Origin of the sequence: Cognatilysobacter xinjiangensis (assembly GCF_014651995.1) — a bacterium.
Classification (GTDB): domain Bacteria; phylum Pseudomonadota; class Gammaproteobacteria; order Xanthomonadales; family Xanthomonadaceae; genus Cognatilysobacter; species Cognatilysobacter xinjiangensis.
Window position 1 is genome coordinate 1,516,106 of the sequence record NZ_BMXY01000001.1, and the last position, 20,092, is coordinate 1,536,197.

Genomic DNA, 20,092 nt, shown 5'->3' on the forward strand with positions numbered 1-20,092 from the left:
GCGATGCTGACGCTCGCCGGGCCGGCCTCGGCGACGCTGGAGATCAAGCACAGCCGTTTCCTGGCGCAGGCCGCGCCGGTCGCCACGCCGCAGGCCGCGCTCGCCTTCCTCGCGCAGGTGCGCGAGCCCGATGCGACGCACAACTGCTGGGCCTACCGGATCGGGCAGGACTACCGCTCCAGCGACGACGGCGAACCTTCAGGCACTGCGGGGCGGCCGATCCTCGCGGCGATCGACGGCCAGCGCGTCGACGGCGTGGTCGTGGTGGTCACGCGCTGGTACGGCGGCATCAAGCTCGGCGCCGGCGGCCTGGTGCGCGCCTACGGCGGCTGCGCGGCCGAATGCCTGCGGCTCGCCGACAAGGTCGAGCATGTGCCGACCGCGACGCTGCGCGTGCGCTACGCCTTCGCCGACACCGGCGCGGTGCACGGCGCGCTCGCGTCGATGGGCGCCGAGCGTGTCGACGAGCGCTTCGATGGCGATGGCGTCGAACTCCTGCTGCGCCTGCCCGCCGATCGCGCGCCGGCCTTGAAAGCGCACCTGCGCGACGCCACCCGTGACCGGGTCCGACTGCTGGAAACCGATACCGATGACTGACGCCGCCCGGGGCGCCCCGCCCGTTTCGCGCCTTGCCGGGTTGCGCACGCTGTGGCCCTTCGTGCAGCGGCATCGCGGCCTGTTCGCCTCGTGGCTGGTCGCGCTCGGTGTCTCGTCGACAGCCACGCTGGCGTTGCCGCTCGCGTTCCGCCGCGTCATCGACCACGGCTTCGCCAGCGGCACCACCGACGCGATCGACAGCGCGTTTCTGCCCCTGCTCGGCGTCGCGTTGCTGCTCGCGGTCGCGACCGCCGCGCGCTTCTTCTTCGTGTCGCTCTTGGGCGAGCGCGTCGTCGCCGACCTGCGCGATCGCCTGTACGCCCACCTGCTGGGCCTCGACGCCGCCTTCCATGACCGCACGCGTTCGGGCGAGCTGGTCTCGCGCCTGTCGGCCGACACCGAGCTGCTGCGCGGGCTGGTCGCCTCGACGATGTCGGTGGCGCTGCGCAGCGCGGTCACCGTGGTCGGCGGCGTCGTGATGCTGTTCGCGACCAGCCCGCGGCTGGCGTCGTACGCGCTGGTGGGCATTCCGCTCGCGGTCGCGCCCATCGTCATCGGCGCGCGGCGCCTGCGGAAGATCGCGCGCGCCAGCCAGGACCGCATCGCCGACGCCAATGCCGTCGCCGCGGAAACGCTGGGCGCGGTGTCGACGGTGCGCGCGCATGCGCGCGAGCCCTACGAGCGCGGACGCTTCGGCGAGGCGCTGGCGTCCGCCGTCGCCACCGCGCGCAAGCGCATCGGCGCGCAGGCCATCGTCACCGCGGTCGCGATCTCGCTGGTGTTCGGCGCGATCACGCTGGTGCTGTGGCTCGGCGCGCACGACGTGGTGGCCGGGCGCATGAGCGGCGGGACCCTCGCGCAGTTCGTGCTGTACGCGCTGGTCGGCGGCGGATCGGTCGGCGCGCTGGCCGAAGTCTGGAACGAGCTGCAACGCGCCACCGGCGGCATGGGCCGCATCGCCGAACTGCTGGAGGAATCACCCCGCGTCACCGCGCCCGCCACGCCGCGCGCACTGCCGCGCCCGGTGCAGGGTGCGATCGAGTTCGATCACGTGAGCTTCGCGTACCCGGCCGAGCCAGAGCGCCCGGTACTGCGCGATTTCAGCCTCGTCGTGCGGCCGGGCGAAACGGTCGCGCTGGTCGGGCCCTCGGGCGCCGGCAAGAGCACCGTGTTCTCGCTGCTGCTGCGCTTCCACGACCCCTCGTCCGGCACGATCCGGCTCGACGACGTGCCGATCGATCAGCTCGACCCGGCGGCGCTCCGCAGCGAGATCGCGCTGGTCGCGCAGCATCCGACGCTGTTCGCCGCCAGCGTGCGCGAGAACGTGCGTTACGGGCGGCTCGACGCCGACGACACCGCGATCGACGAGGCGATCCGCGCCGCACATGCCACGGACTTCGTGCAGGCGCTGCCGCAGGGTCTGGACACCACGGTCGGCGAGCGCGGCGCGCGGCTGTCGGGCGGCCAGCAGCAGCGCATCGCGATCGCCCGCGCGGTGCTGCGCGACGCGCCGGTGCTGCTGCTTGACGAGGCGACCAGCGCGCTCGACGCGCAGAGCGAGGCAGCGGTGCAGCAGGCGCTCGACGAGCTGATGGACGGCCGCACGACGCTGGTCGTCGCGCACCGCCTCGCGACCGTGCTGAAGGCCGACCGCATCGTGGTGATGGATGCCGGGCGCATCGTCGCCGAGGGCAGCCATGCCGAGCTGATGGCGCAGGGCGGGCTGTACGCCGAACTCGCGCGGCTGCAGTTCATCGACTAGCCGCATGGGCGCATCGCCGCGGCGTCGCCGGAATGAAAAAAGGCCCCGCGATGCGGGGCCTTTCGGTAAGTATCGGCCCGCGGCCGTCAGGCCGGAACCACGCCCGAGGCCTGCATGCCCTTCGGCCCCTGGGTCACTTCGTACGAGACACGCTGGCCTTCCTGCAGGCTGCGGAAGCCCTTCGAGTTGATCGCCGAGTAGTGCACGAACACATCCGCAGAGCCGTCTTCAGGCGAAATGAAGCCGAATCCCTTCGCATCGTTGAACCATTTCACGGTGCCGTACTGCATATCCTTGATGACCTCATGCTGGGAGCGTTGGCGCGCCGCGGTGCCCCGTTCAGGTCGCGGCCGCGCGGCCGAGTATGCAAACGCCGCAGCCGCTTGACAATCGCCTCAGCGGGCCTCGTCGAACCCTGCTTCCAGCAGCGCCGCGAGCAGCGCCGGCAGCTGTCCGGTGGCCGCCGCGACGTTGTCCAGCACGTCCTGCAGGGTGATCACCTCGTCCACCTGCGGGCCTGCGCCGGCCGCCCAGTTGGCGACGATCGCGAGGCAGGCGTAGTCCAGCGAAAGCTCGCGCGCGAGGCCGGCCTCGGGCATGCCGGTCATGCCGACGAGGTCGCAGCCGTCGCGGCGCATGCGCGCGATCTCGGCGCGCGTTTCCAGTCGCGGCCCCTGCGTGGCGCCATAGCAACCGCCGTCGACCATCGCGACGCCGGCCGCTGCGGCTGCGCGCAGCACGGCGTTGCGCAGCGCGGGCGTGTACGGCTCGCCCATGTCGACGTGCAGTACCTCGCCGCCTTCCTCGCACAGCGTGGAGATGCGGCCCCAGGTGTAGTCGATGATCTGGTCCGGGCAGGCCAGCACGCGCGGGCCGAAGCGCTCGGTGATGCCGCCGACGGTGTTGAGCGCGAGCACGCGCCGCGCGCCGATGGCCTGCAGCGCCGCGAGGTTCGCGCGGTAGTTCACCTTGTGCGGCGGCACCGAGTGGCCCTCGCCGTGGCGCGCGAGGAAGGCCACGCGATGGCCGTCCAGCGTGCCTACGCGGATCGGTCCCGACGCGCGGCCGAAGCGCGTGTCGGGCTCGAGGGTCTGGACGTCCTGCAGCTCGGCGAGCTTGTACAGGCCGGTGCCGCCGATGACGGCAAGTTCGATGTCGCTCATGGTGTCTCCGTGCGGACGCGTGCCCGCATCGATGCCGCGACACGCGCGGCTCAGAGGTTGCGCAGCGCTTCGTCGGTCAGCGCATAGATGGCCGGCAGGTTGCGGCCCTGCTCCTGGAAATCCATGCCGTAGCCGAACACGTAACGGTCCGGCACTTCGACGCCGTGGTAATCGGCGCAGACGCCGTCCACGCAGCGGTCGTGCTTCTTGACCGCGAGCGCGGCGATGCGCACCTCGGCGGCGCCCTCGTCGCGGCACCACTGCACGATGCCGCGCAGCGTGTGGCCCTCGTCGAGGATGTCGTCGGCCAGCAGCACGCGGCGGCCGGCGAGCGGCGTCGCGGGACGGTGCTTCCAGGTGAGCTCGCCACCGCTGGTCGCGCCGCGATAGCGCGTGGCGTGCAGGTAATCGAAGGCCAGATCGACGCCCAGCGCGCCGATCTCCATCGCTAGGCGCCCGGCGAACGGCAGGCCGCCGTGCATGATCGTCAGGAATACCGGCACGCTGCCCGCGAAGTCCGCGGCGATCGGCTGCGCCATGCGTGCGATCGCCGATTCCAGCGTGTCGCGGTCGTGGATCAGGTCGCTGTTGGCCAGCGCCCAGGCGATGTCGCGGGCCATCAGGCGAGCCCCTCGATGCGGCGCTTGGTCGCGTCGTAGCGATCGTCGGCGATGAGCTGCTTCCAGGCCAGCGGGCCGCGGCCGATCAGGCCGGCCATCGACGCCGTATTGAGCGCGCGGCCTTCGACGGCCGCGAGCGATTCGGGCACCAGTTCCGGATGGCAGACCAGCACCACGTCGCAGCCGGCGTCGAGGTGCGCGTCGATGCGCGCCTTGATGCCGCCGGCGGAGAAGGCCGCCGCCATGCCGATGTCGTCGGAGAACACCACGCCGCGGAAGCCCATCTCCTTGCGCAGGATGTCCTCGATCCAGCGCTTCGAGTAGCCGGCCGGATCGGGGTCGACCGCGGGGTACTTCACGTGCGCCATCATCACCGCGTCGGCGCCGGCATCGATGCCCGCCACGAACGGCACGAGGTCGAGCGCGCGGATCTCGTCGAGCGGGCGCGGGTCCACCGCATCGTCGAAGTGCGTGTCCTCCAGCACCGAGCCGTGGCCGGGGAAGTGCTTGAGGGTCGCGGCCATGTCGGCCGCGTGCATGCCTTCGACATAGGCGCGCGTGAACGCGGCGACCACCTGCGGATCGGCGGAGAACGCACGGTCGCCGATGGCGCGGTTGCCCCGGCCGAGATCGACGACCGGCGCGAACGACAGGTCGACGCCCGTCGCGCGCACCTCGCTGGCCATCAGCCAGGCGTGCTCGGTGGCGAGCCTGAGGGCACCGTCCGGATCGCGACGGTAGAGCTCGTCGAACTTCTCCAGCGGCGGGAACGCGCTGTAGCCGTCGCGGAAGCGCTGCACACGGCCGCCTTCCTGGTCGACACAGACCAGCTGCGGCCGCGGCGCGGCCTCGCGGATGGCCTGCGACAGCTCGGCCACCTGCTGCTTCGAAGCGAAGTTTCGGCTGAAGAGGATCACGCCGCCGCACGCATCGTGCTGCAGCCAGTCGCGCTCCTGCGCGGTGAGTTCGGTGCCGGCCACGCCGATCACGAGCATGTCGGGACACTCCAGTTTCCGGGTCGGGCCGGCATTGTGCCCCGCCCGGCGTCCACGCGCAGCGGCGGCCTCACCAGGTCGAATACGGCCGGCTGGCCAACGCGAGGTTGTAATAGCGCGCTTCGTCGGTGACCTCCTCGCCCAGCCAGTCCGGCCGCTCGTAGGCGGCGGCCGCATCGTCGAGTTCAAGCTCGGCGACGACCAGGCCCGCGTTGTCACCGAGGAACTCGTCAACCTCGAACGTGCGGCCGCCGTGCTCGACGTAGTGGCGGACCTTCTCGATCTTCCCGCCGACGGCGAGCTTCAGCAGCGCACGTGCGTCATCGACGGGAATCGGATAGTCGAATTCCTGCCGCGTGGTGCCCAGCTCGCGCGACTTCATGTTGAGGAAGGCCTCCTCGCCCTGGATGCGCACGCGCACCGACACGTTCATCGCGCCGGCATCGAGGGTGGCGAGGTCGTTGAGGTAGGCCTGCGCCATCTCGACGGACTTCGTCGCCTCGCGGCGCCAGGCGTTGGAGGTGACGAGGAATTTGCGTTCTATTTCGAGGGGCATGTCGTGGCTCGCTTGTTTTTGCCGTTGCTGTGCTGGCGCCTTCCAACAGCCATGTGAACTGCCGGCCCGGAGGGCGACGGCCATGGATGGCCGTCGCGGTCAGCCGAGGCAGGATGCCGAGTCTGACCGCCGCCCGCGCAGTATCCGATCACGAGCTGTGCTTCACCTCGGGGAAGGCACTTTCTTTGGTTACTTTCTTTGTGCCAGCAAAGAAAGTACCTCGGGCGCGATAGCGCGCGAAACGCTGTTGCTGTTGCTGTTGCTCTCGCTAGCGGCTGATCGACCGAATGGAGCAGAAGCTTTCGGACGCTCACGCGCCCGAGTCACTTTTCTTTGCTGGTGCAAAGAAAAGTAACCAAAAGAAAGCACCTTCCCCGATCAGATCTACAGCTCGCGACCGGACACGACGCCGGGATTCGCACACTCGCCATCCTGGCTCGGGTGCGAACGGCGGCCATCCACGGCCGCCGCCCTTCGGGTCTCACGATCCATGTCGGCTGCTGCAGTGACGACAACGCCAACAGCAAGACGCTGCGCTCGAAGCAACCTCACCGCGGCTCGAACACCGCGATCGACTCGACGTGCGCGGTGTGCGGGAACATGTCCATCACGCCGGCCGCCTTCAGCGTCCAGCCCTTCTCGTTGACGAGGAAGCCGGCGTCGCGCGCGAGCGAGGCCGGATGGCAGCTGACGTAGACGATGCGCTTGAACTGCTTGAGCGGCAGGTGCGCGAGCACGAAGTCGGCGCCCGAGCGCGGCGGGTCGAGCAGCAGCTTGTCGAAGGACTCGCGCATCCACGGTTCGCCGGAGAGGTCCTTGGCGAGGTCGGCCGCGTGGAACTCGACGTTCGCCACGCCGTTGTGCGTGATGTTCTCGCGCGCGCGGCACACCAGGCCGGCGTCGCCCTCCACGCCGACAACTTCGCGCGCATGCCGCACCAGCGGCAGCGTGAAGTTGCCGAGGCCAGCGAACAGGTCGAGCACGCGCTCGTCGGGCTGCGGGTCGAGCAGCTCGATCGTGCGGCGGATCATGTGGCGGTTGAGGCCGGCGTTCACCTGGATGAAGTCGAGCGGACGGAACTTGAGCTCGATGTCCCAGTCCTCGAGGCGGAAGGCGAGCTTGGGCTCGTCGGGCTCCAGCGGGTGCACGCTGTCGATGCCGCCCGGCTGCAGGTAGATCGAGAAGCCCTGCTCGCGACCGAAGGCCGAGAGCTTCGCGCGGTCGCCGTCGGTGAGCGGCGCGAGGTGGCGGAACGTCAGCGCGATCGCGTCGTCGCCGGCGATGAATTCGATCTGCGGGATCTCGCGGCGGGTGTCCATGCTGTCGACCAGCGCGGAGATCGCGGCGATACGCGAGCCGATCGCCGGAATCACCGTGTGGCATTCGGAAATGTCGGCGACGAAGCGCGGGTCCGCCTCGCGGAAGCCCACCAGCGTCTTGCCCTTCTTCTCCACGCGACGCACCGACAAGCGGCCCTTGCGACGATAGCCCCAGGCCGCGTCGACCAGCGGTTCGAGGACGGCATTGGGCGTGACGTGGCCGATGCGCTCGAGGTTCTCCATCAGCACGCGCTGCTTGGCGACGATCTGCTTGGACTCGTCGAAGTGCTGCAGCGCGCAGCCACCGCAGGTGCCGAAATGGCCGCAACGCGGGTCGACGCGCTCCGGCGCGGCCTCGACCACCTCGACCGCCCGGGCCTCGTCGAAATTGCGGTGCTTCGCCGTGCGCACGGCGACGACCTTCTCGCCCGGCAGCGCGCCCGCGACGAACACGGCCTTGCCGTCGGGCAGGCGCGCGACGCCGCGGCCGTCGTGGGTGAGGTCGGTGATGTCGACGGGAAACGGGGTGAGATCGAGACGGGCCACGGCGCTGCATCGGGAAAACGGCCGCGCATTGTCCCAGAAACCGCCGGCGCGCCCTGAACCATGACCCCCGAAAAGGCGACGGCCCGCCGAAGCGGGCCGCCGTTCGGCGCCCCGGGGCGCCTCGCGAAACCGTTACTTCTGCTTCCAGCTGCCGCCCGACTGGTACCACCAGCCGCTGCGCGCGCTGGCGATCCACTGCTTGGCGAACACCTCGCGGATGCGCGGCTCCCATTCCGGGTGGCCGTTGGCGACCGCGATCTCGCGGTACACCGCCGCGCGGTCGCGATTGTCTTCCGCCACGGCCTGGTTCACCGCCACGCGATCCTTGAGCGCGAGCTGCGCCGCGTCGCGCACGGTGATCATGCCGTCGCCGGTGAAACCGAGGGCGCCGGCGTCGAAGGCCGCGCGCAGCTGCGAGTTGAAGCGCTGCTCCATGCGCGACTGGATCGCCTGGATGGCCGGCGTCTTGATCGTGATGTCGGGCTGCGACTGCGCGTGGGCGCTGCCGATGCCGATCAGCGACGCGAAGTCGACGCGCGCGAGGCCCGCGGCCACGCGTTCGTCCCACGGCACGCGGATCGACGCGCTGCCACCGCCCGGCTTCACGTTCTCGGCGGGCGCATCGGTTTCGTTGATCACCTTCTCGACGAACTGCTTGGCGGCCTCCCGTGCCTCGGCGGCGGGGAAGTACACGTTGATCGTCACGCAGGCGGTCAGCGCGACGGCGAGGGGCGGGAGCATCAGCCAGCGGCGCATCGGGGTTCTCCAGTTGGTTGAGGCGGATCGTGACGAAGCATGCGTGAAGCGTGGCGAAACGTGAACAGGGCCGTCAGTCGACGACGGGCTTCGCGTCGCCCTTGCCGACCGCGACGAGCCGCTCGACCAGCGTCGGCCAGTCCACACGTCGGTTGATGCCCACCACCGTGAGCCACGGAATGCCGCCGCCGCGCACGATGGTGAAGCTGTCGGGCCCTCGCGCGTCGAGCCCGCCCATCTGGCAGACGCCGTCGGCGAGGCGGCAATCGATGCCGAGCGCGGAATAGGCGAAGTCGTCGAACAGGCCGATCAGCTGCGACTGCAGGCTGCTCACGAACGAGGCGTCGCCGACGCTGGACAGGTCCTGCACCGCGCGCTGGCTGATGCGCTGGCGCACGCCGCGATGGCGCTCGGTGCGCAGGCTGGCGTCGAACGTGACCGGTTCCCAGTCGACCAGCCGCAGCCCGCCGATGCGGCCGTCCAGCTTGCCGGTGATGCTGCCGAATCCCAGCACGCCGGTGAGCGATTCGAGGTCGATGTCGTCGAAGGCGATGTCGGCGCTGAGCGTGGGCGCGACGCCGAGCGGGCGCTCCATCGACAGCGCGGACACGTCGAGGCGCCCGCCGAACAGCGCCATCGACAGGCCGCCGTCGAACACCAGCTGCTGCGCGGAATAGCGTGCGTTGGGGATGCGGCCGGAAAGCTCACCGGTGAACGCCGGCAGGCCCAGCGCCTTCGACAGCTCGCCGATGTCGAGCGACTGCACGTCCAGGCCGAATTGCGCACTCGCGCCTACGCCACCCGCCGGCGGCTGCACGGCGAGATGATCGAAGTGAAGGCGACCGCCGAGCATCGGAATGTCCACCGGCGACGCGAACGCCAGACGGCCCTGTTCGCTGCGCATCGGCAGCGTCGCCTCGCCGAAGCCGAGTTCATAGACGTGGCCCGAGTCCCACGACAGTCGGCTGTCGACCGGCCCGGCGGCAGAGAAGCGCATATCGCCGCCGAGCCCGTGCAGCGCGAAGCGCCCGCGCGGGTCGTCGACATCCACGCCCGACAACGTACCGTCGAGCGACTCGAGTTCGCCGTTGCGCAGCGCGATGCGGGCGTGCAGCGCACCGCGCAGCGCGAGGTCGCCGAGCCCGGCCGCGCCGAGCCAGCCGGAGAGATAGGGATCGCGCAGCCGCGAGAGATCGTCGCTGCGCAGCTGCGCCTGCATCGACCGCAATGCAGTATCCGGCCCGAATTCGACCGCGCCGCCGGCCTGCAGCACGCCGTCATCGCGCCAGTCGAAGCGCGGGATGCGCCAGCAGCAGGCGCCGCGCTGCTCGGCCTCGATCGCGACGTCCGCCATGCGGCCCGACATCGCCAGATAGGCGCTGCCGAACAAGGCTTCGCCGCCGCCGAGGCGCCCGCGCAGCGCGACGCGGTCGGTGTCGCCGAGCAGCATGTCGAGGTCGAGCTGCGCCGACATGCCCTCGGCCGCGATCGTGCCATCCGGCGTGTCGAACGCGACGCCGCGCAGCGCCAGCGGCCCGGCGATGCGCAGGCCATCGGCAGGCGTCGTGATGCGCAGGCGCGCGTCGCCTTCGCCCGCCTTCAGCTGGCCCTGCGGCCATGCCTTCGCGAGCAGGCCGTGCAACCATGCAAGTGGAATCGCGGTGAGGTCGACACGCGTCGGGTCGCGCGCGTCGCCGCGGCGCTCGACGGATATCCGGCTCGGCCCGCGCACGAGTTCGGCGTCGAGGCCCTTTTCGTCGATGTCGACCGCGAGGCGCATCGTGCCGGCCGTCGTCTGCGCCGGGCCTTCGCACTGCCACCGCGACCAGCCGTCGCGCCGCAGCACGCAGCGCCAGTCGAGCGATGCGAAGCGGAAGCCGAGGTCGGGGGCGTCCACGCGTTCCGCGCGCAGCCGCAGTGCGCCCTGCGTCGCGCCGGCGGGCCAGTCGAGGTCGACCCGCACGCCCGCCATCGTGCCCACGGGCGAGGCCACGCGCGCGATGCGCGCATGCGCCGAACGCGCCTGCGCGGGCATGGCCACGACCAGCGTGGCGAACAGCACGGCGAGCAGCGCGCGTAGGATGGGCATCCGCGGCAGCATACCCACCGGACGCCAACCAACGATGACGGACCATCGCCCCTTCCGCGCCCTGCTCGTCGAGGACGACGCAGTGAGCGCCGCCTTTCTCGAAGCCGCACTCGCGCGGGTGCCCCTGCAGGTGGACCTCGCCCGCGACTGCGCGCAGGCCCGCGCGCTCGCCGCCGGGCGCGGCTACGACCTCTGGGTCTTCGACGCCAACCTGCCCGACGGCCGCGGCGATGCGTTGCTGCGCATCCTGCGGACCGGGTCGACCACGCCCGCGATCGCGCATACCGCCGCGCGCGAGGTGGAGGAGCACGAGTCGCTGCTCGCGGCCGGCTTTCTCGAAGTGCTGGTCAAGCCGTTGTCGACCGCGGAGATCGTGGCGGCCGCACGCATGGCGCTGGGCCTGGTCGCCGAGGCGCCGACCGCAGCGGTGCCCGACACCACGCGCCCGTTGTGGGATGACGCCAGCGCACTGCGCGCGCTGCTCGGCGATCGCGGTCATCTGTTCGCCCTGCGCGGCCTGTTCCGTCCGGAGCTGGAAGCCCTGGAAGCGACCCTGCGCGCCGCGATCGACGACGGCGACCACGCGGACCTGCGCTCGACGCTGCATCGCCTGCGCGCGAGCTGCGGCTTCGTCGGCGCGGCGCGCCTGGGCGATGCGGCGGCGACGCTCGCCGCGACGGATGCGAACGCCGGCTGGCCGGGTTTCGCCGCGACACTGCAGGAAACGCTCGATCAGTTTCCGGAAGGCTGACCGCCGACCCCGGCGCGCGACAGTTCCCCCAGCATTTGCCAGGACGTCAGCCCGCGCGGGCCGAGGTGGTGTTCGAGTACGCGGCGCATAGCGCGGCGCAGCGAGGCCTGGTCGCCGCCCGCGGGCATCCGATCCTCGGCCAGCGCGAGCAGCGCCTGCCCGCTCGGCGCATCGCTGCGGTCGGCCGCGCCACGGTCGATCAGCAGGCGGCGCGGGCCGTGCTCCGGATCGAGGCGATAGCGCGCTGCGGGATCGATCGGCTGGCCGTCGCCGTCGCACGCGAGGTCGAAGCCGAGCCCGATCGATTGCAGCAGGTCGCGCTCGTAACGACGCAGCGTCCAGGCGAGCGGCTCGCCGGCGCGCAGTCGCTCGCGCATGCGCGCATAGGCCGCGAAGAGGTCGGGCTGGGGATCATTACGCGGGGCGAGCCGCAACGTGAGTTCATTGACGTAGAAGGCGGCAAGAGCGGCGTCGCCCACCAGCCGCGGCGCCGCGTCGACGGCCTCGGCGCCGGTGAGCCGCGCGAGTTCGCCCCGCTGCAGCGCGTCGAAGCGGATCCACTGCAGCGGCTGCAGCGCCGCGCGCAGCATCTGCCGGCGCGGCCCGGTGACGCCGCGCGCGAGCAGGCCGATGCGGCCGTGCTGCGCGGTCAGCACCTCGAGCAGCAGGCTCGTCTCGCGATACGGCCGCGCGTGCAGGACGAAGGCGTTTTCCTCGATGTAGCGCTGCATGGCGGCGGTTCCTGGTCGGCCGCGCCAGTCTGCGGCGCAGGCGGCGAACGCATCGAAAAAGACGGTGGAACGGCGCTGTCCGCGGATGACGGAAACGGCGTCGTCCCCGTGTCGACGAAGGCTACGGCGGCAGCGCTCGCGGCCCGCTATCCGCCCAGGCGTCAGCGCGCCGCCGCACGCGTCCGGTCAGTCGTGATAGCCGAGCGACTTCAGCGCGGCCTCGTCGTCCGACCAGCCCTCGCGCACGCGCACCCACGTCTCGAGGAAGACCTTGGCGTCGAACAGCTTCTCCATCTGCTGGCGCGCACGGGCACCGATCTCGCGCAGCCGCTCGCCGCCCTTGCCGATCACGATGCCCTTCTGGCCCTGGCGCTCGACCCAGATCACCGCGCCGATGCGCAGCAGCGCGCCATCGACCTCGAAGCGCTCGATCTCGACCGTGGTGGCGTACGGCAACTCGTCGCCAAGCTGGCGCATCAGTTGCTCGCGCACCATCTCGCCCGCGAGGAAGCGCTGGCTCTTGTCGGTGATCTCGTCCTCGCCGTAGAGCGCCTCCTGCTCGGGCACCAGCGACAGCACCGCGCGCACCAGATCCGGCAGGCCGAGTTCCTTGAGCGCGGAGATCGGATGCACGGAGGCGAAGTCGCGGCCTTCGGTAGCGCGCGCCAGGTAGGGCAGCAGCGCGGTCTTGTCCTTCAGGCGGTCGACCTGGTTGACCACCAGCACCACCGGGACGCCGGCCGATTTCAGAGCGTCGTAGGCGAGGCCGTCCTCGTCGTCCCAGCGCCCTGCCTGCACGACCAGCAGTGCCGCATCGACGCCTTCGAGGGCGCCACGCGCCGCGCGGTTCATCATCCGGTTCATCGCACGCTTCTGTTCGCGATGGATGCCGGGCGTGTCGAGCAGGATCAGCTGGCCGGCCGGGAAGGTCGCGATGCCGAGCAGGCGATGGCGCGTGGTCTGCGGGCGGTTGGAGGTGATGCTGATCTTGGCACCGACGAGCGCGTTGACCAGGGTGGACTTGCCGACATTGGGTCGGCCGATGACGGCGACGTGGCCGGCGCGGAAAGGAGATGCATCCATCCGAGACATTGTACGGGCGCCGTCGCGACGCGCCGTGAGCCGTCAGCGCGTCGCTTCGATCCGCGCCAGCGCCGCTTCCGCGGCCAGCTGCTCGGCCGCCCGGCGCGAGCTGCCCTCGCCCTCCGTCACGATCTCGGGCTGGGCCAACGTACAGCTCACCCGGAAGGTGCGGGCGTGCTCCTCGCCCTCCTCGGAAATGAGCGTGTAGACGGGCAGCGGCTTCTGCCGGCCCTGGAGCCACTCCTGCAGGCGGGTCTTGGCGTCCTTGCCGACCTTGTTCGGTGGCGGCAGCGCAGCCATCGCCTTCTCGAACCAGGGCAGCACGGCGGCGCGGCAGGTCTCGAAATCGCTGTCGAGGTAGATCGCAGCCACCAGCGCCTCGACGGCGTCGGCGAGAATCGAATCGCGGCGATGGCCGCCCGACTTCATCTCGCCCGGGCCCAGCGTGAGGCGGGCACCCAGCTCGAGGTCGCGCGCGATGCGGGCCAGCGAGGATTCACGCACCAGCTCGGCACGGGCACGCGTCAGCGCGCCCTCGTCGACCTTCGGCCACTGCGTGTACAGCGCCTCGGCCATGAACAGGTTGACCAGCGCGTCGCCCAGGAACTCCAGCCGCTCGTTATGCGGCGTGCCGGCGCTGCGATGCCGCAGCGCCTGCTCCAGAAGCTCCGGTCGACGGAAGCGATGACCCAGCGCCTTCTCCACGCGTCAGTCGGCGATGCGCCTGAATTCCTTCTCGGCGTGGAAATGGCCCACGACGTCGAGGTTCGCGATCAGCGGACGCTGCACGTCGTAGTCCACCGTCATCACCCAGCCGCCTTCCTTGCGCTTGAGCTTGACGTTCTCGGGCTTCACGTTCTCGCTGTAGTTGATGTCCATGCGCCGGAAGAACAGATCCTTGATCTTCTCCGGGTTGTTGTCCGACATGCCGGCCTCGCCCGCCATGCCTTCCAGCGCACGCTTGACCGAGTAGTACTCGGAATACATCGGCACCACCTTCATGCCGACGTAGAGGAACACGCCGACCACGGCGAGCACCAGGATGAAGCTGGTCAGGGTCAGGCCCTGCTGACGACGTCTCATGACTCTCTCCCCAAAGTCCGTGAGGCGGACGATATCACTGGATCCGATTGCCGATGCGCGAGGCGTCGAAGGCGCCGGAGCAGAACCAGCCCTCGCAGTTCAGCCAGGTCAGGAAGGCCTTGCCTCGCAGGTTGGACTCGGGGAGGAAGTGCGTGGCCCAGTACCGGCTGTCCTCGCTGTTGTCGCGGTTGTCGCCCATCACGAAATAGTGGCCGGCGGGCACCACCCACTCGCCCTCGCCCGGGTCCATCACGCGATCGGTGGCCTCGAGCACGTGATGCGGGCGTCCCGGAAGCGCTTCCATCAGCTCCTCGGCGCCCGTCATCTCCGCGCCGTTTCCGACGCCCTGGTAGATGCCGAGCGGCTCGTAGCGCATGGCCTGCCCGTTCACGATCAGCTGGTTGTTGTGGTACGCGATCCGGTCGCCCGGCAGGCCGACAATGCGTTTGATCCAATCCTGCTCCGGATGATGGGGCGGCTTGAACACCACCACGTCGCCGCGCTTGGGCTCGCCGATCGACACCACCTTCGAGTTGGTGATCGGCAGGCGCAGGCCGTAACTGAACTTGTTGACGAGGATGAAGTCGCCGGTCAGCAGCGTCGGCATCATCGAGTTCGACGGGATGCGGAACGGCTCGGCCACGAAGCTGCGCAGCAGCAGCACCGCCGCGAGCACCGGGAAGAACGACTTGGCGTAGTCGACCAGCACCGGCTCGTCGGCGCTGTCGAGCAGGCCTTCGCGGGCGGCGCGGCGGCGCGCCAGGAACAGCTTGTCGAGCAGCCAGACGAGGCCGCTGACGAGCGTCAGCGCGACGAGGATGATTTCGAACCAGCGCATGGCAGTCCTTGGAAGCGGTGTGCGTGACGGGAGCTTGGATCGCGGCAGGCGGCCCGGGTTCCCGACACCCGGCCCGCCTCACGGCACTTGCGTTACTGGTCGACCTTGAGCACGGCGAGGAATGCCTCCTGCGGGATCTCCACGCGCCCGACCTGCTTCATGCGCTTCTTGCCTTCCTTCTGCTTCTCCAGAAGCTTCTTCTTTCGCGAGATGTCGCCGCCGTAGCACTTGGCCAGGACGTTCTTGCGCAGCGCCTTTACCGTCGTGCGGGCGATCACCTGCGCGCCGATCGCGGCCTGGATCGCCACGTCGAACTGCTGGCGCGGGATCAGGTCCTTCATCTTCTCGGTGAGGTCGCGGCCGCGGCGGTCTGCGTGGCTGCGATGCGTGATGATGCTCAGCGCATCGACCTTGTCGCCGTTGATGAGCGTGTCCACGCGCACGAACGGGCCGGCCTGGAAACGCAAAAAGTGGTAGTCCAGCGAGGCGTAGCCGCGGGACACCGACTTCAGCTTGTCGAAGAAGTCGAGCACCACCTCGGCCATCGGCAGCTCGTAGCTGATCTGCACCTGTTGGCCCATGTAGGTGATGCCGATCTGCACGCCGCGCTTCTCCTCGCACAGCGTGATCACGTTGCCGACGTAATCCGGCGGCGTGAGGATGTTGGCGCGGATGATCGGCTCGCGGATCTCCTCGACCATGTTCACCGGCGGCAGCTTGGCCGGGTTGTCCATGGGCACGATCGAGCCATCGGTCTTGAGCACCTCGTAGATCACCGTCGGCGCGGTGGTGATGAGGTTGAGGTTGTACTCGCGCTCCAGGCGCTCCTGCACGATCTCCATGTGCAGCATGCCTAGGAAGCCGCAGCGGAAGCCGAAGCCCATCGCCTCGGAGCTCTCGGGCTCGAAGCGCAGCGCGGCATCGTTGAGGCGCAGCTTCTCCAGCGCCTCGCGCAGGTCCGGGTAGTCCTCGGCGTCGACCGGGAACAGGCCCGCGAACACGCGCGGTTGCATTTCCTGGAAGCCCGGCAGCGGGCCCGGCGCCGGGTTCGCGGCGTGCGTCAGCGTGTCGCCCACCGGCGCGCCGTGAACGTCCTTGATCGACGCGGTGACCCAGCCCACCTCGCCCGCGCGCAGCGCCGGCAGTACCTTGCGCTTGGGAGTGAACACGCCGACGTCGTCGACCTGGTGCGTACGGCCGGTCGACATCACGAGCAGCTTGTCGCCCTTCTTGATCTCGCCCTGCATGACGCGCACTAGCGACACCACGCCGAGGTAGTTGTCGAACCACGAGTCGATGATGAGCGCCTGCAGCCTGTCGGTATCGCGCGGTTTCGGCGGCGGAATGCGCTGCACGATGGCTTCGAGCACGTCGACGACATTGAGGCCGGTCTTGGCGCTGATGGCGACGGCGTCGGAGGCGTCGATGCCGATAACTGCCTCGATCTCGCCCTTGGCGCGGTCGATGTCCGCGGTGGGCAGGTCGATCTTGTTAAGCACGGGCACGACCTCGAGGCCCTGCTCCACCGCCGTGTAGCAGTTGGCGACGGACTGCGCCTCCACGCCCTGCGCGGCGTCCACGACCAGCAGCGCGCCTTCGCAGGCGGCGAGCGAACGCGAGACCTCGTAGCTGAAGTCGACGTGGCCCGGCGTGTCGATGAAGTTCAGGAAGTAGGTCTGCCCGTCCTTCGCCGTGTACGGTAGCGACACTGACTGCGCCTTGATGGTGATGCCGCGCTCGCGCTCGATCGGATTCGAGTCGAGCACCTGCGCCTCCATCTCGCGCGCTTCGAGGCCGCCGCAGAGCTGGATGATGCGGTCGGCCAGCGTCGACTTGCCGTGGTCGACGTGGGCGATGATGGAAAAGTTGCGGATCTGCTGCATGAAGCGGGCACGGCCGAGGCGAAATAACCCGGGATTATCGCATAGCGCCTGCCCTCGCCCCGGGCGACCGCGGCGGGCCGCGGTCGCCGGTCGACGTCAGCCTGCGGCGGGCTCCACCGCGACGAACTGCGTGGAGCTGCCACGACGGATCAGCAGCATGATCGCCTGGCCGCGCGGTACCGCCGAAACTGCACGCGACAGATCGCCCGCGCTGCCGACCGCGCTGCGGCCGACCTGCAGGATCACGTCGCCCGGGCGCAGTCCGGCGTCACGCGCCGAGGTGCCTTCGACGCTCGCGATGCGCACGCCCTCGCCATTGCCTAGACCCAGGCGCTGGCGCTCGGCGGCGGTCAGGTCCTGCACCGACAGGCCCAGGCTGCTGTTGCTGGCCGGCGCCGCGGGCGCGGCCGACGGCGCCGGCCGCTGCGGATCGCCCGCATCGGCCGTGGCGGACAGCTCGTCGAGCACCACGGGCACCTGCAGCGTCTTGCCGTCGCGCACGATGGTCAGCTCGGCCCGCGACTTCGGCGGCAGCGCGCCGATCAGCGGTGGCAGGTCGCTGGAATCGTTAACTTGGCGGCCGTTGACCGCGCGGATGACGTCGCCCACGCGCAGGCCGGCACGGGCCGCCGCGCTGCCGTCCATCACCCCGTTGACCAGCGCGCCGGTGGCGGTCGGCAGCTGGAGCGACTGCGCCATGCTCGGCTGGAGTGCCTGCACCTGCACCCCGAGCTGGCCTCGTGCCACACGGCCGGTCGACTTGAGCTGGTTGACCACCGAGACCGCCAGGTCGCTCGGGATCGCGAAGCTCACGCCCATGTAGCCGCCGGAGTTGCTGAAGATCTGCGAATTGATACCCACCACCTCGCCGCGCGTATTGAGCAGCGGGCCGCCGGAATTGCCGCGGTTGATCGCGACGTCGGTCTGGATGAAGGGCACGTACTGCTGGTTGGCGTACGGGTTGCTGCGACCGACCGCGCTGACGATGCCCGCGGTGACCGAATGGTCGAGTCCGAACGGCGAGCCGATCGCGACCACCCACTGCCCGGCCTTGACCGGGTCCGCCGCCATGCGCAGCGCCGGCAGGCCACGGCCCTCGATCTTCAGCACCGCGATGTCGGACTGCTGGTCGCTGCCGACCAGCTTGGCCTTGAACTCGCGACGGTCGGACAGGCGCACGGTGATCGTGCTGGCGCCGTCGACGACGTGGTGGTTGGTGAGCACGTAGCCGTCATCGGAAACCAGGAAGCCGCTGCCGAGCGAGACGCCCTGCAGCTCGTCCGGCCGCTGCGGCTGGCGCGGGCCGCCCGGGAACGGCATGTCCTCGCCGAAGAAGCGCTTGAAGAACTCGGGGATCTCGTCCTCGCCGGCCATGGCGGCGCGACGGCCGTCGCCGCGGATTTCGGCGTTGACGCTGACCACTGCCGGGCCGACCTGCTGTACGAGGTTGGTGAAGTCCGGCAGGCCCGAGACCATCTGCACCGCGGGCGGCGCGGTGGACGGCACGGGCAGCGTGGCGGCCTGCGGTTGCTGTGCGGTGCACGCAGCCGGCAGGGCGAGCGCGATGGCGGTGACAAGGGCGAGCGTATTCAGCGGTCGGTTCATCGAATCGGCCTCAGCGGAAAGCGGGAGGGCCGGCGTGCCGGCCCGGGGGATCAGGGCGTCGCGTCGTCCTGCGCACGGCCGTCATTCGGCATGCGCGGCTCGAACGGATAGAACGACGGAGCGGGCGTGCGACTGTCGCCGGACACGCCGTATCGGGCGGTGAACGCACCGCCGGTACCCGGCAGCGCCGCACGCGGCCATGGACGACCGGCGAGCGGATCGGCCTCCGGCACGTGGAACGGGTTGGCATCGGGCGGCAGGAACGCGGCAGCGGCCACCGCCTGCGTCGCCGCGGGCGCAGCGATCGACGGCGCCTCGCGGCGCACCCGCGTCGCGGGACGCTCGACGGCGGCGCGCTCGACCCGCGCGACCTGCACCGCCGCCGGCGTCGGCGTGGCCCGCTCGGCGATGGGCGCCTGTACGGGCGTCGGCACGACCGTCGCCGGCGTGGACGCGGCGACATTCATGACGGGCGCCGTAGCGGACGGCGTCACGGCGACCGTCGATGCAGGCGCCGGCGTCGTGTCCTGCGGCGTACGCGTGGTGAACACCGCCATGAGCGCGACTGACGCGGCCATCGCACTGCCGACCCACAGCCGCACGGGACGTCGGGACGGCCGAGCCACGGTCGCCACGACGGGCGCGGGCGCGAGCTCGGCGGGCGTCGCCTCGATGCTGCGGCGCACGCGCTCGGTCAGGTCGGCCGGCGCCGCGATCGGCGCCTGCCGGCGCATCGCGTCGCCGATCATCTGCCAGCGGCCGCAGTCCTCCTGCCAGCCCGCGTCGTGCGACAAGCGACGCATCGCGAACAGGCGCGCCTCGCCCTGCAGCTCGCCGTCGAACAGCGCGCTGAGGGTTTCGCGATCGGTGGTGGAGTCGAGTGGCTTCATCGCTGCCGCTCCGGTTTGCCTTTGGGATCGTTCGGGGTGTCGAGGAGGGGCCGCAGCTGGGCATCGATGGCTTCGCGTGCGCGGAATATCCGCGAACGCACCGTGCCGATCGGGCAGCCCATGCGCTCGGCGATCTCGTCGTAACTGAGGCCTTCGACCTCGCGCAACGTGATCGCATCGCGCAGCTCGCCGGGTAGCCGGTTCACCGCGTCCATCACGGTCGTCTCGATCTCCTGCCGCAGCAGCTCGTGCTCCGGCGTGTCGGTATCGCGTAGACGCAGCGACGTATCGAACTGTTCGGCGTCCATGACGTCGATGTCGTCGGTCGGCGGCCTTCTGTTCTGCGCGACGAGATGGTTCTTGGCGGTGTTCACGGCGATCCGGTGCAGCCACGTGGAGAACTGGGCGTCGCCGCGGAAATTGCCCAGCGCGCGATAGGCGCGCATGAACACTTCCTGGGCCACGTCCTGGCATTCGCTCCAGTCGTGCACGTAGCGCCCGATCAGCCCGACCGTCCGGTGCTGGTACCTGCGCACCAGCACATCGAACGCCGCACTGTCGCCGCGCTGCACGCGCTCGACCAGCTCCCGGTCCAGTTGCGCATCGCGCGCCCGGCCGGATTCGATTGCAGACCCTTCCTCTTCGGCCATGCCGGCCGGCACTCCTGTGTCAGCCCGGCATCGCCAGGCATTGGGACAGCGCGATCGCGGAAAAGTTCACCGTTCCGGCCACCCGGCAGGAAGCTCGACGAAGGCGCGATTTGACGCACGGGAAACAACCTCCGGATGATAGCCGGATGTTCCATACGTGATCGGATGGTCGGAA

The 20,092-nt window shown here is 70.1% G+C and carries 20 protein-coding genes; 3 read left to right on the top strand and 17 right to left on the bottom strand.

Annotated features, from left to right (window positions below):
- Positions 1–3 precede the first annotated feature (3 nt).
- Positions 4–597 (top strand): IMPACT family protein, encoded by a 594-nt coding sequence (locus tag IE066_RS07230; protein ID WP_189448210.1) that lies wholly within the window; start codon positions 4–6, stop codon positions 595–597.
- Positions 590–2,359, top strand: a complete 1,770-nt coding sequence (locus tag IE066_RS07235) for an ABC transporter transmembrane domain-containing protein (RefSeq protein ID WP_189448213.1) — start codon at positions 590–592, stop codon at positions 2,357–2,359. Before IE066_RS07230 ends, IE066_RS07235 begins: the two co-directional genes overlap by 8 nt.
- A gap of 86 nt (positions 2,360–2,445) precedes the next feature.
- Here the strand turns inward: IE066_RS07235 and IE066_RS07240 are convergent, their stop codons facing one another.
- The 8 genes from IE066_RS07240 to IE066_RS07275 form a co-directional block, all read right to left on the bottom strand.
- The gene (locus IE066_RS07240) at positions 2,446–2,649 is read right to left on the bottom strand and encodes a cold-shock protein (RefSeq protein WP_189448215.1); all 204 of its coding nucleotides are present in this window, start codon (positions 2,647–2,649) and stop codon (positions 2,446–2,448) included.
- Positions 2,650–2,754: 105 nt separating this feature from the next.
- The gene (locus tag IE066_RS07245) at positions 2,755–3,522 is read right to left on the bottom strand and encodes an S-methyl-5'-thioinosine phosphorylase (protein ID WP_189448217.1); all 768 of its coding nucleotides are present in this window, start codon (positions 3,520–3,522) and stop codon (positions 2,755–2,757) included.
- A gap of 50 nt (positions 3,523–3,572) precedes the next feature.
- Entirely contained in the window at positions 3,573–4,142 is a 570-nt protein-coding gene (locus IE066_RS07250; protein WP_189448219.1) for a hypoxanthine-guanine phosphoribosyltransferase, read from the bottom strand.
- Complete coding sequence (nagZ, locus tag IE066_RS07255) at positions 4,142–5,137, bottom strand: beta-N-acetylhexosaminidase (RefSeq protein WP_189448221.1); 996 nt, start codon at positions 5,135–5,137, stop codon at positions 4,142–4,144. Before nagZ ends, IE066_RS07250 begins: the two co-directional genes overlap by 1 nt.
- A 70-nt stretch (positions 5,138–5,207) precedes the next feature.
- On the bottom strand, positions 5,208–5,693 hold the full coding sequence (locus IE066_RS07260; RefSeq protein ID WP_189448222.1) for a CYTH domain-containing protein: 486 nt from the start codon (positions 5,691–5,693) through the stop codon (positions 5,208–5,210).
- A gap of 548 nt (positions 5,694–6,241) precedes the next feature.
- The gene (gene rlmD, locus IE066_RS07265) at positions 6,242–7,558 is read right to left on the bottom strand and encodes a 23S rRNA (uracil(1939)-C(5))-methyltransferase RlmD (protein WP_189448224.1); all 1,317 of its coding nucleotides are present in this window, start codon (positions 7,556–7,558) and stop codon (positions 6,242–6,244) included.
- 132 nt (positions 7,559–7,690) lie between these two features.
- On the bottom strand, positions 7,691–8,314 hold the full coding sequence (locus tag IE066_RS07270) for a YdbL family probable chaperone protein (RefSeq protein ID WP_189448226.1): 624 nt from the start codon (positions 8,312–8,314) through the stop codon (positions 7,691–7,693).
- Between the two features lie 73 nt (positions 8,315–8,387).
- Positions 8,388–10,403, bottom strand: a complete 2,016-nt coding sequence (locus IE066_RS07275; RefSeq protein WP_189448228.1) for a translocation/assembly module TamB domain-containing protein — start codon at positions 10,401–10,403, stop codon at positions 8,388–8,390.
- Positions 10,404–10,437: 34 nt separating this feature from the next.
- On the opposite strand from IE066_RS07275, the gene IE066_RS07280 reads away from it, so the two are divergent.
- Positions 10,438–11,154 (top strand): response regulator, encoded by a 717-nt coding sequence (locus IE066_RS07280; protein WP_189448230.1) that lies wholly within the window; start codon positions 10,438–10,440, stop codon positions 11,152–11,154.
- Here the strand turns inward: IE066_RS07280 and recO are convergent.
- The 9 genes from recO to rpoE all read right to left on the bottom strand — a co-directional run bounded on the left by recO (position 11,136) and on the right by rpoE (position 19,917).
- Positions 11,136–11,885: a DNA repair protein RecO gene (recO, locus tag IE066_RS07285; protein WP_189448232.1), complete on the bottom strand. Its 750-nt coding sequence runs from the start codon at positions 11,883–11,885 to the stop codon at positions 11,136–11,138. The two genes, IE066_RS07280 and recO, sit on opposite strands and share 19 nt — an antisense overlap.
- A gap of 186 nt (positions 11,886–12,071) precedes the next feature.
- Positions 12,072–12,968, bottom strand: coding sequence for a GTPase Era (gene era, locus IE066_RS07290; RefSeq protein ID WP_425488908.1), 897 nt, complete (start codon positions 12,966–12,968; stop codon positions 12,072–12,074).
- Between the two features lie 42 nt (positions 12,969–13,010).
- Complete coding sequence (gene rnc, locus IE066_RS07295; RefSeq protein WP_189448237.1) at positions 13,011–13,673, bottom strand: ribonuclease III; 663 nt, start codon at positions 13,671–13,673, stop codon at positions 13,011–13,013.
- A 3-nt stretch (positions 13,674–13,676) separates the two neighbouring features.
- Positions 13,677–14,051 (bottom strand): DUF4845 domain-containing protein, encoded by a 375-nt coding sequence (locus IE066_RS07300; protein WP_189448239.1) that lies wholly within the window; start codon positions 14,049–14,051, stop codon positions 13,677–13,679.
- 34 nt (positions 14,052–14,085) lie between these two features.
- A complete protein-coding gene (gene lepB, locus IE066_RS07305; protein ID WP_189448241.1) occupies positions 14,086–14,889 on the bottom strand; it encodes a signal peptidase I in 804 nt (267 codons plus the stop codon).
- 92 nt (positions 14,890–14,981) lie between these two features.
- Positions 14,982–16,772: a translation elongation factor 4 gene (gene lepA, locus IE066_RS07310; protein WP_189448243.1), complete on the bottom strand. Its 1,791-nt coding sequence runs from the start codon at positions 16,770–16,772 to the stop codon at positions 14,982–14,984.
- Positions 16,773–16,868: 96 nt separating this feature from the next.
- Positions 16,869–18,377, bottom strand: coding sequence for a DegQ family serine endoprotease (locus IE066_RS07315; RefSeq protein WP_189448244.1), 1,509 nt, complete (start codon positions 18,375–18,377; stop codon positions 16,869–16,871).
- 50 nt (positions 18,378–18,427) lie between these two features.
- On the bottom strand, positions 18,428–19,267 hold the full coding sequence (locus tag IE066_RS07320) for a sigma-E factor negative regulatory protein (protein ID WP_189448246.1): 840 nt from the start codon (positions 19,265–19,267) through the stop codon (positions 18,428–18,430).
- A complete protein-coding gene (gene rpoE, locus IE066_RS07325; RefSeq protein WP_189448248.1) occupies positions 19,264–19,917 on the bottom strand; it encodes an RNA polymerase sigma factor RpoE in 654 nt (217 codons plus the stop codon). Before rpoE ends, IE066_RS07320 begins: the two co-directional genes overlap by 4 nt.
- Positions 19,918–20,092 lie beyond the last annotated feature (175 nt).

Excerpts from the sequence above, each read along its gene's own strand:
- IE066_RS07230 (WP_189448210.1), top strand. The coding sequence starts at position 4 with ATGCTGACGCTCGCCGGGCCGGCCTCGGCGACGCTGGAGATCAAGCAC.
- IE066_RS07235 (WP_189448213.1), top strand. The coding sequence starts at position 590 with ATGACTGACGCCGCCCGGGGCGCCCCGCCCGTTTCGCGCCTTGCCGGG.
- IE066_RS07240 (WP_189448215.1), bottom strand. The coding sequence starts at position 2,649 with ATGCAGTACGGCACCGTGAAATGGTTCAACGATGCGAAGGGATTCGGC.
- IE066_RS07245 (WP_189448217.1), bottom strand. The coding sequence starts at position 3,522 with ATGAGCGACATCGAACTTGCCGTCATCGGCGGCACCGGCCTGTACAAG.
- IE066_RS07250 (WP_189448219.1), bottom strand. The coding sequence starts at position 4,142 with ATGGCCCGCGACATCGCCTGGGCGCTGGCCAACAGCGACCTGATCCAC.
- nagZ (WP_189448221.1), bottom strand. The coding sequence starts at position 5,137 with ATGCTCGTGATCGGCGTGGCCGGCACCGAACTCACCGCGCAGGAGCGC.
- IE066_RS07260 (WP_189448222.1), bottom strand. The coding sequence starts at position 5,693 with ATGCCCCTCGAAATAGAACGCAAATTCCTCGTCACCTCCAACGCCTGG.
- IE066_RS07270 (WP_189448226.1), bottom strand. The coding sequence starts at position 8,314 with ATGCGCCGCTGGCTGATGCTCCCGCCCCTCGCCGTCGCGCTGACCGCC.
- IE066_RS07275 (WP_189448228.1), bottom strand. The coding sequence starts at position 10,403 with ATGCCCATCCTACGCGCGCTGCTCGCCGTGCTGTTCGCCACGCTGGTC.
- IE066_RS07280 (WP_189448230.1), top strand. The coding sequence starts at position 10,438 with ATGACGGACCATCGCCCCTTCCGCGCCCTGCTCGTCGAGGACGACGCA.
- recO (WP_189448232.1), bottom strand. The coding sequence starts at position 11,885 with ATGCAGCGCTACATCGAGGAAAACGCCTTCGTCCTGCACGCGCGGCCG.
- era (WP_425488908.1), bottom strand. The coding sequence starts at position 12,968 with ATGGATGCATCTCCTTTCCGCGCCGGCCACGTCGCCGTCATCGGCCGA.
- IE066_RS07300 (WP_189448239.1), bottom strand. The coding sequence starts at position 14,051 with ATGAGACGTCGTCAGCAGGGCCTGACCCTGACCAGCTTCATCCTGGTG.
- lepB (WP_189448241.1), bottom strand. The coding sequence starts at position 14,889 with ATGCGCTGGTTCGAAATCATCCTCGTCGCGCTGACGCTCGTCAGCGGC.
- lepA (WP_189448243.1), bottom strand. The coding sequence starts at position 16,772 with ATGCAGCAGATCCGCAACTTTTCCATCATCGCCCACGTCGACCACGGC.
- IE066_RS07315 (WP_189448244.1), bottom strand. The coding sequence starts at position 18,377 with ATGAACCGACCGCTGAATACGCTCGCCCTTGTCACCGCCATCGCGCTC.
- IE066_RS07320 (WP_189448246.1), bottom strand. The coding sequence starts at position 19,267 with ATGAAGCCACTCGACTCCACCACCGATCGCGAAACCCTCAGCGCGCTG.
- rpoE (WP_189448248.1), bottom strand. The coding sequence starts at position 19,917 with ATGGCCGAAGAGGAAGGGTCTGCAATCGAATCCGGCCGGGCGCGCGAT.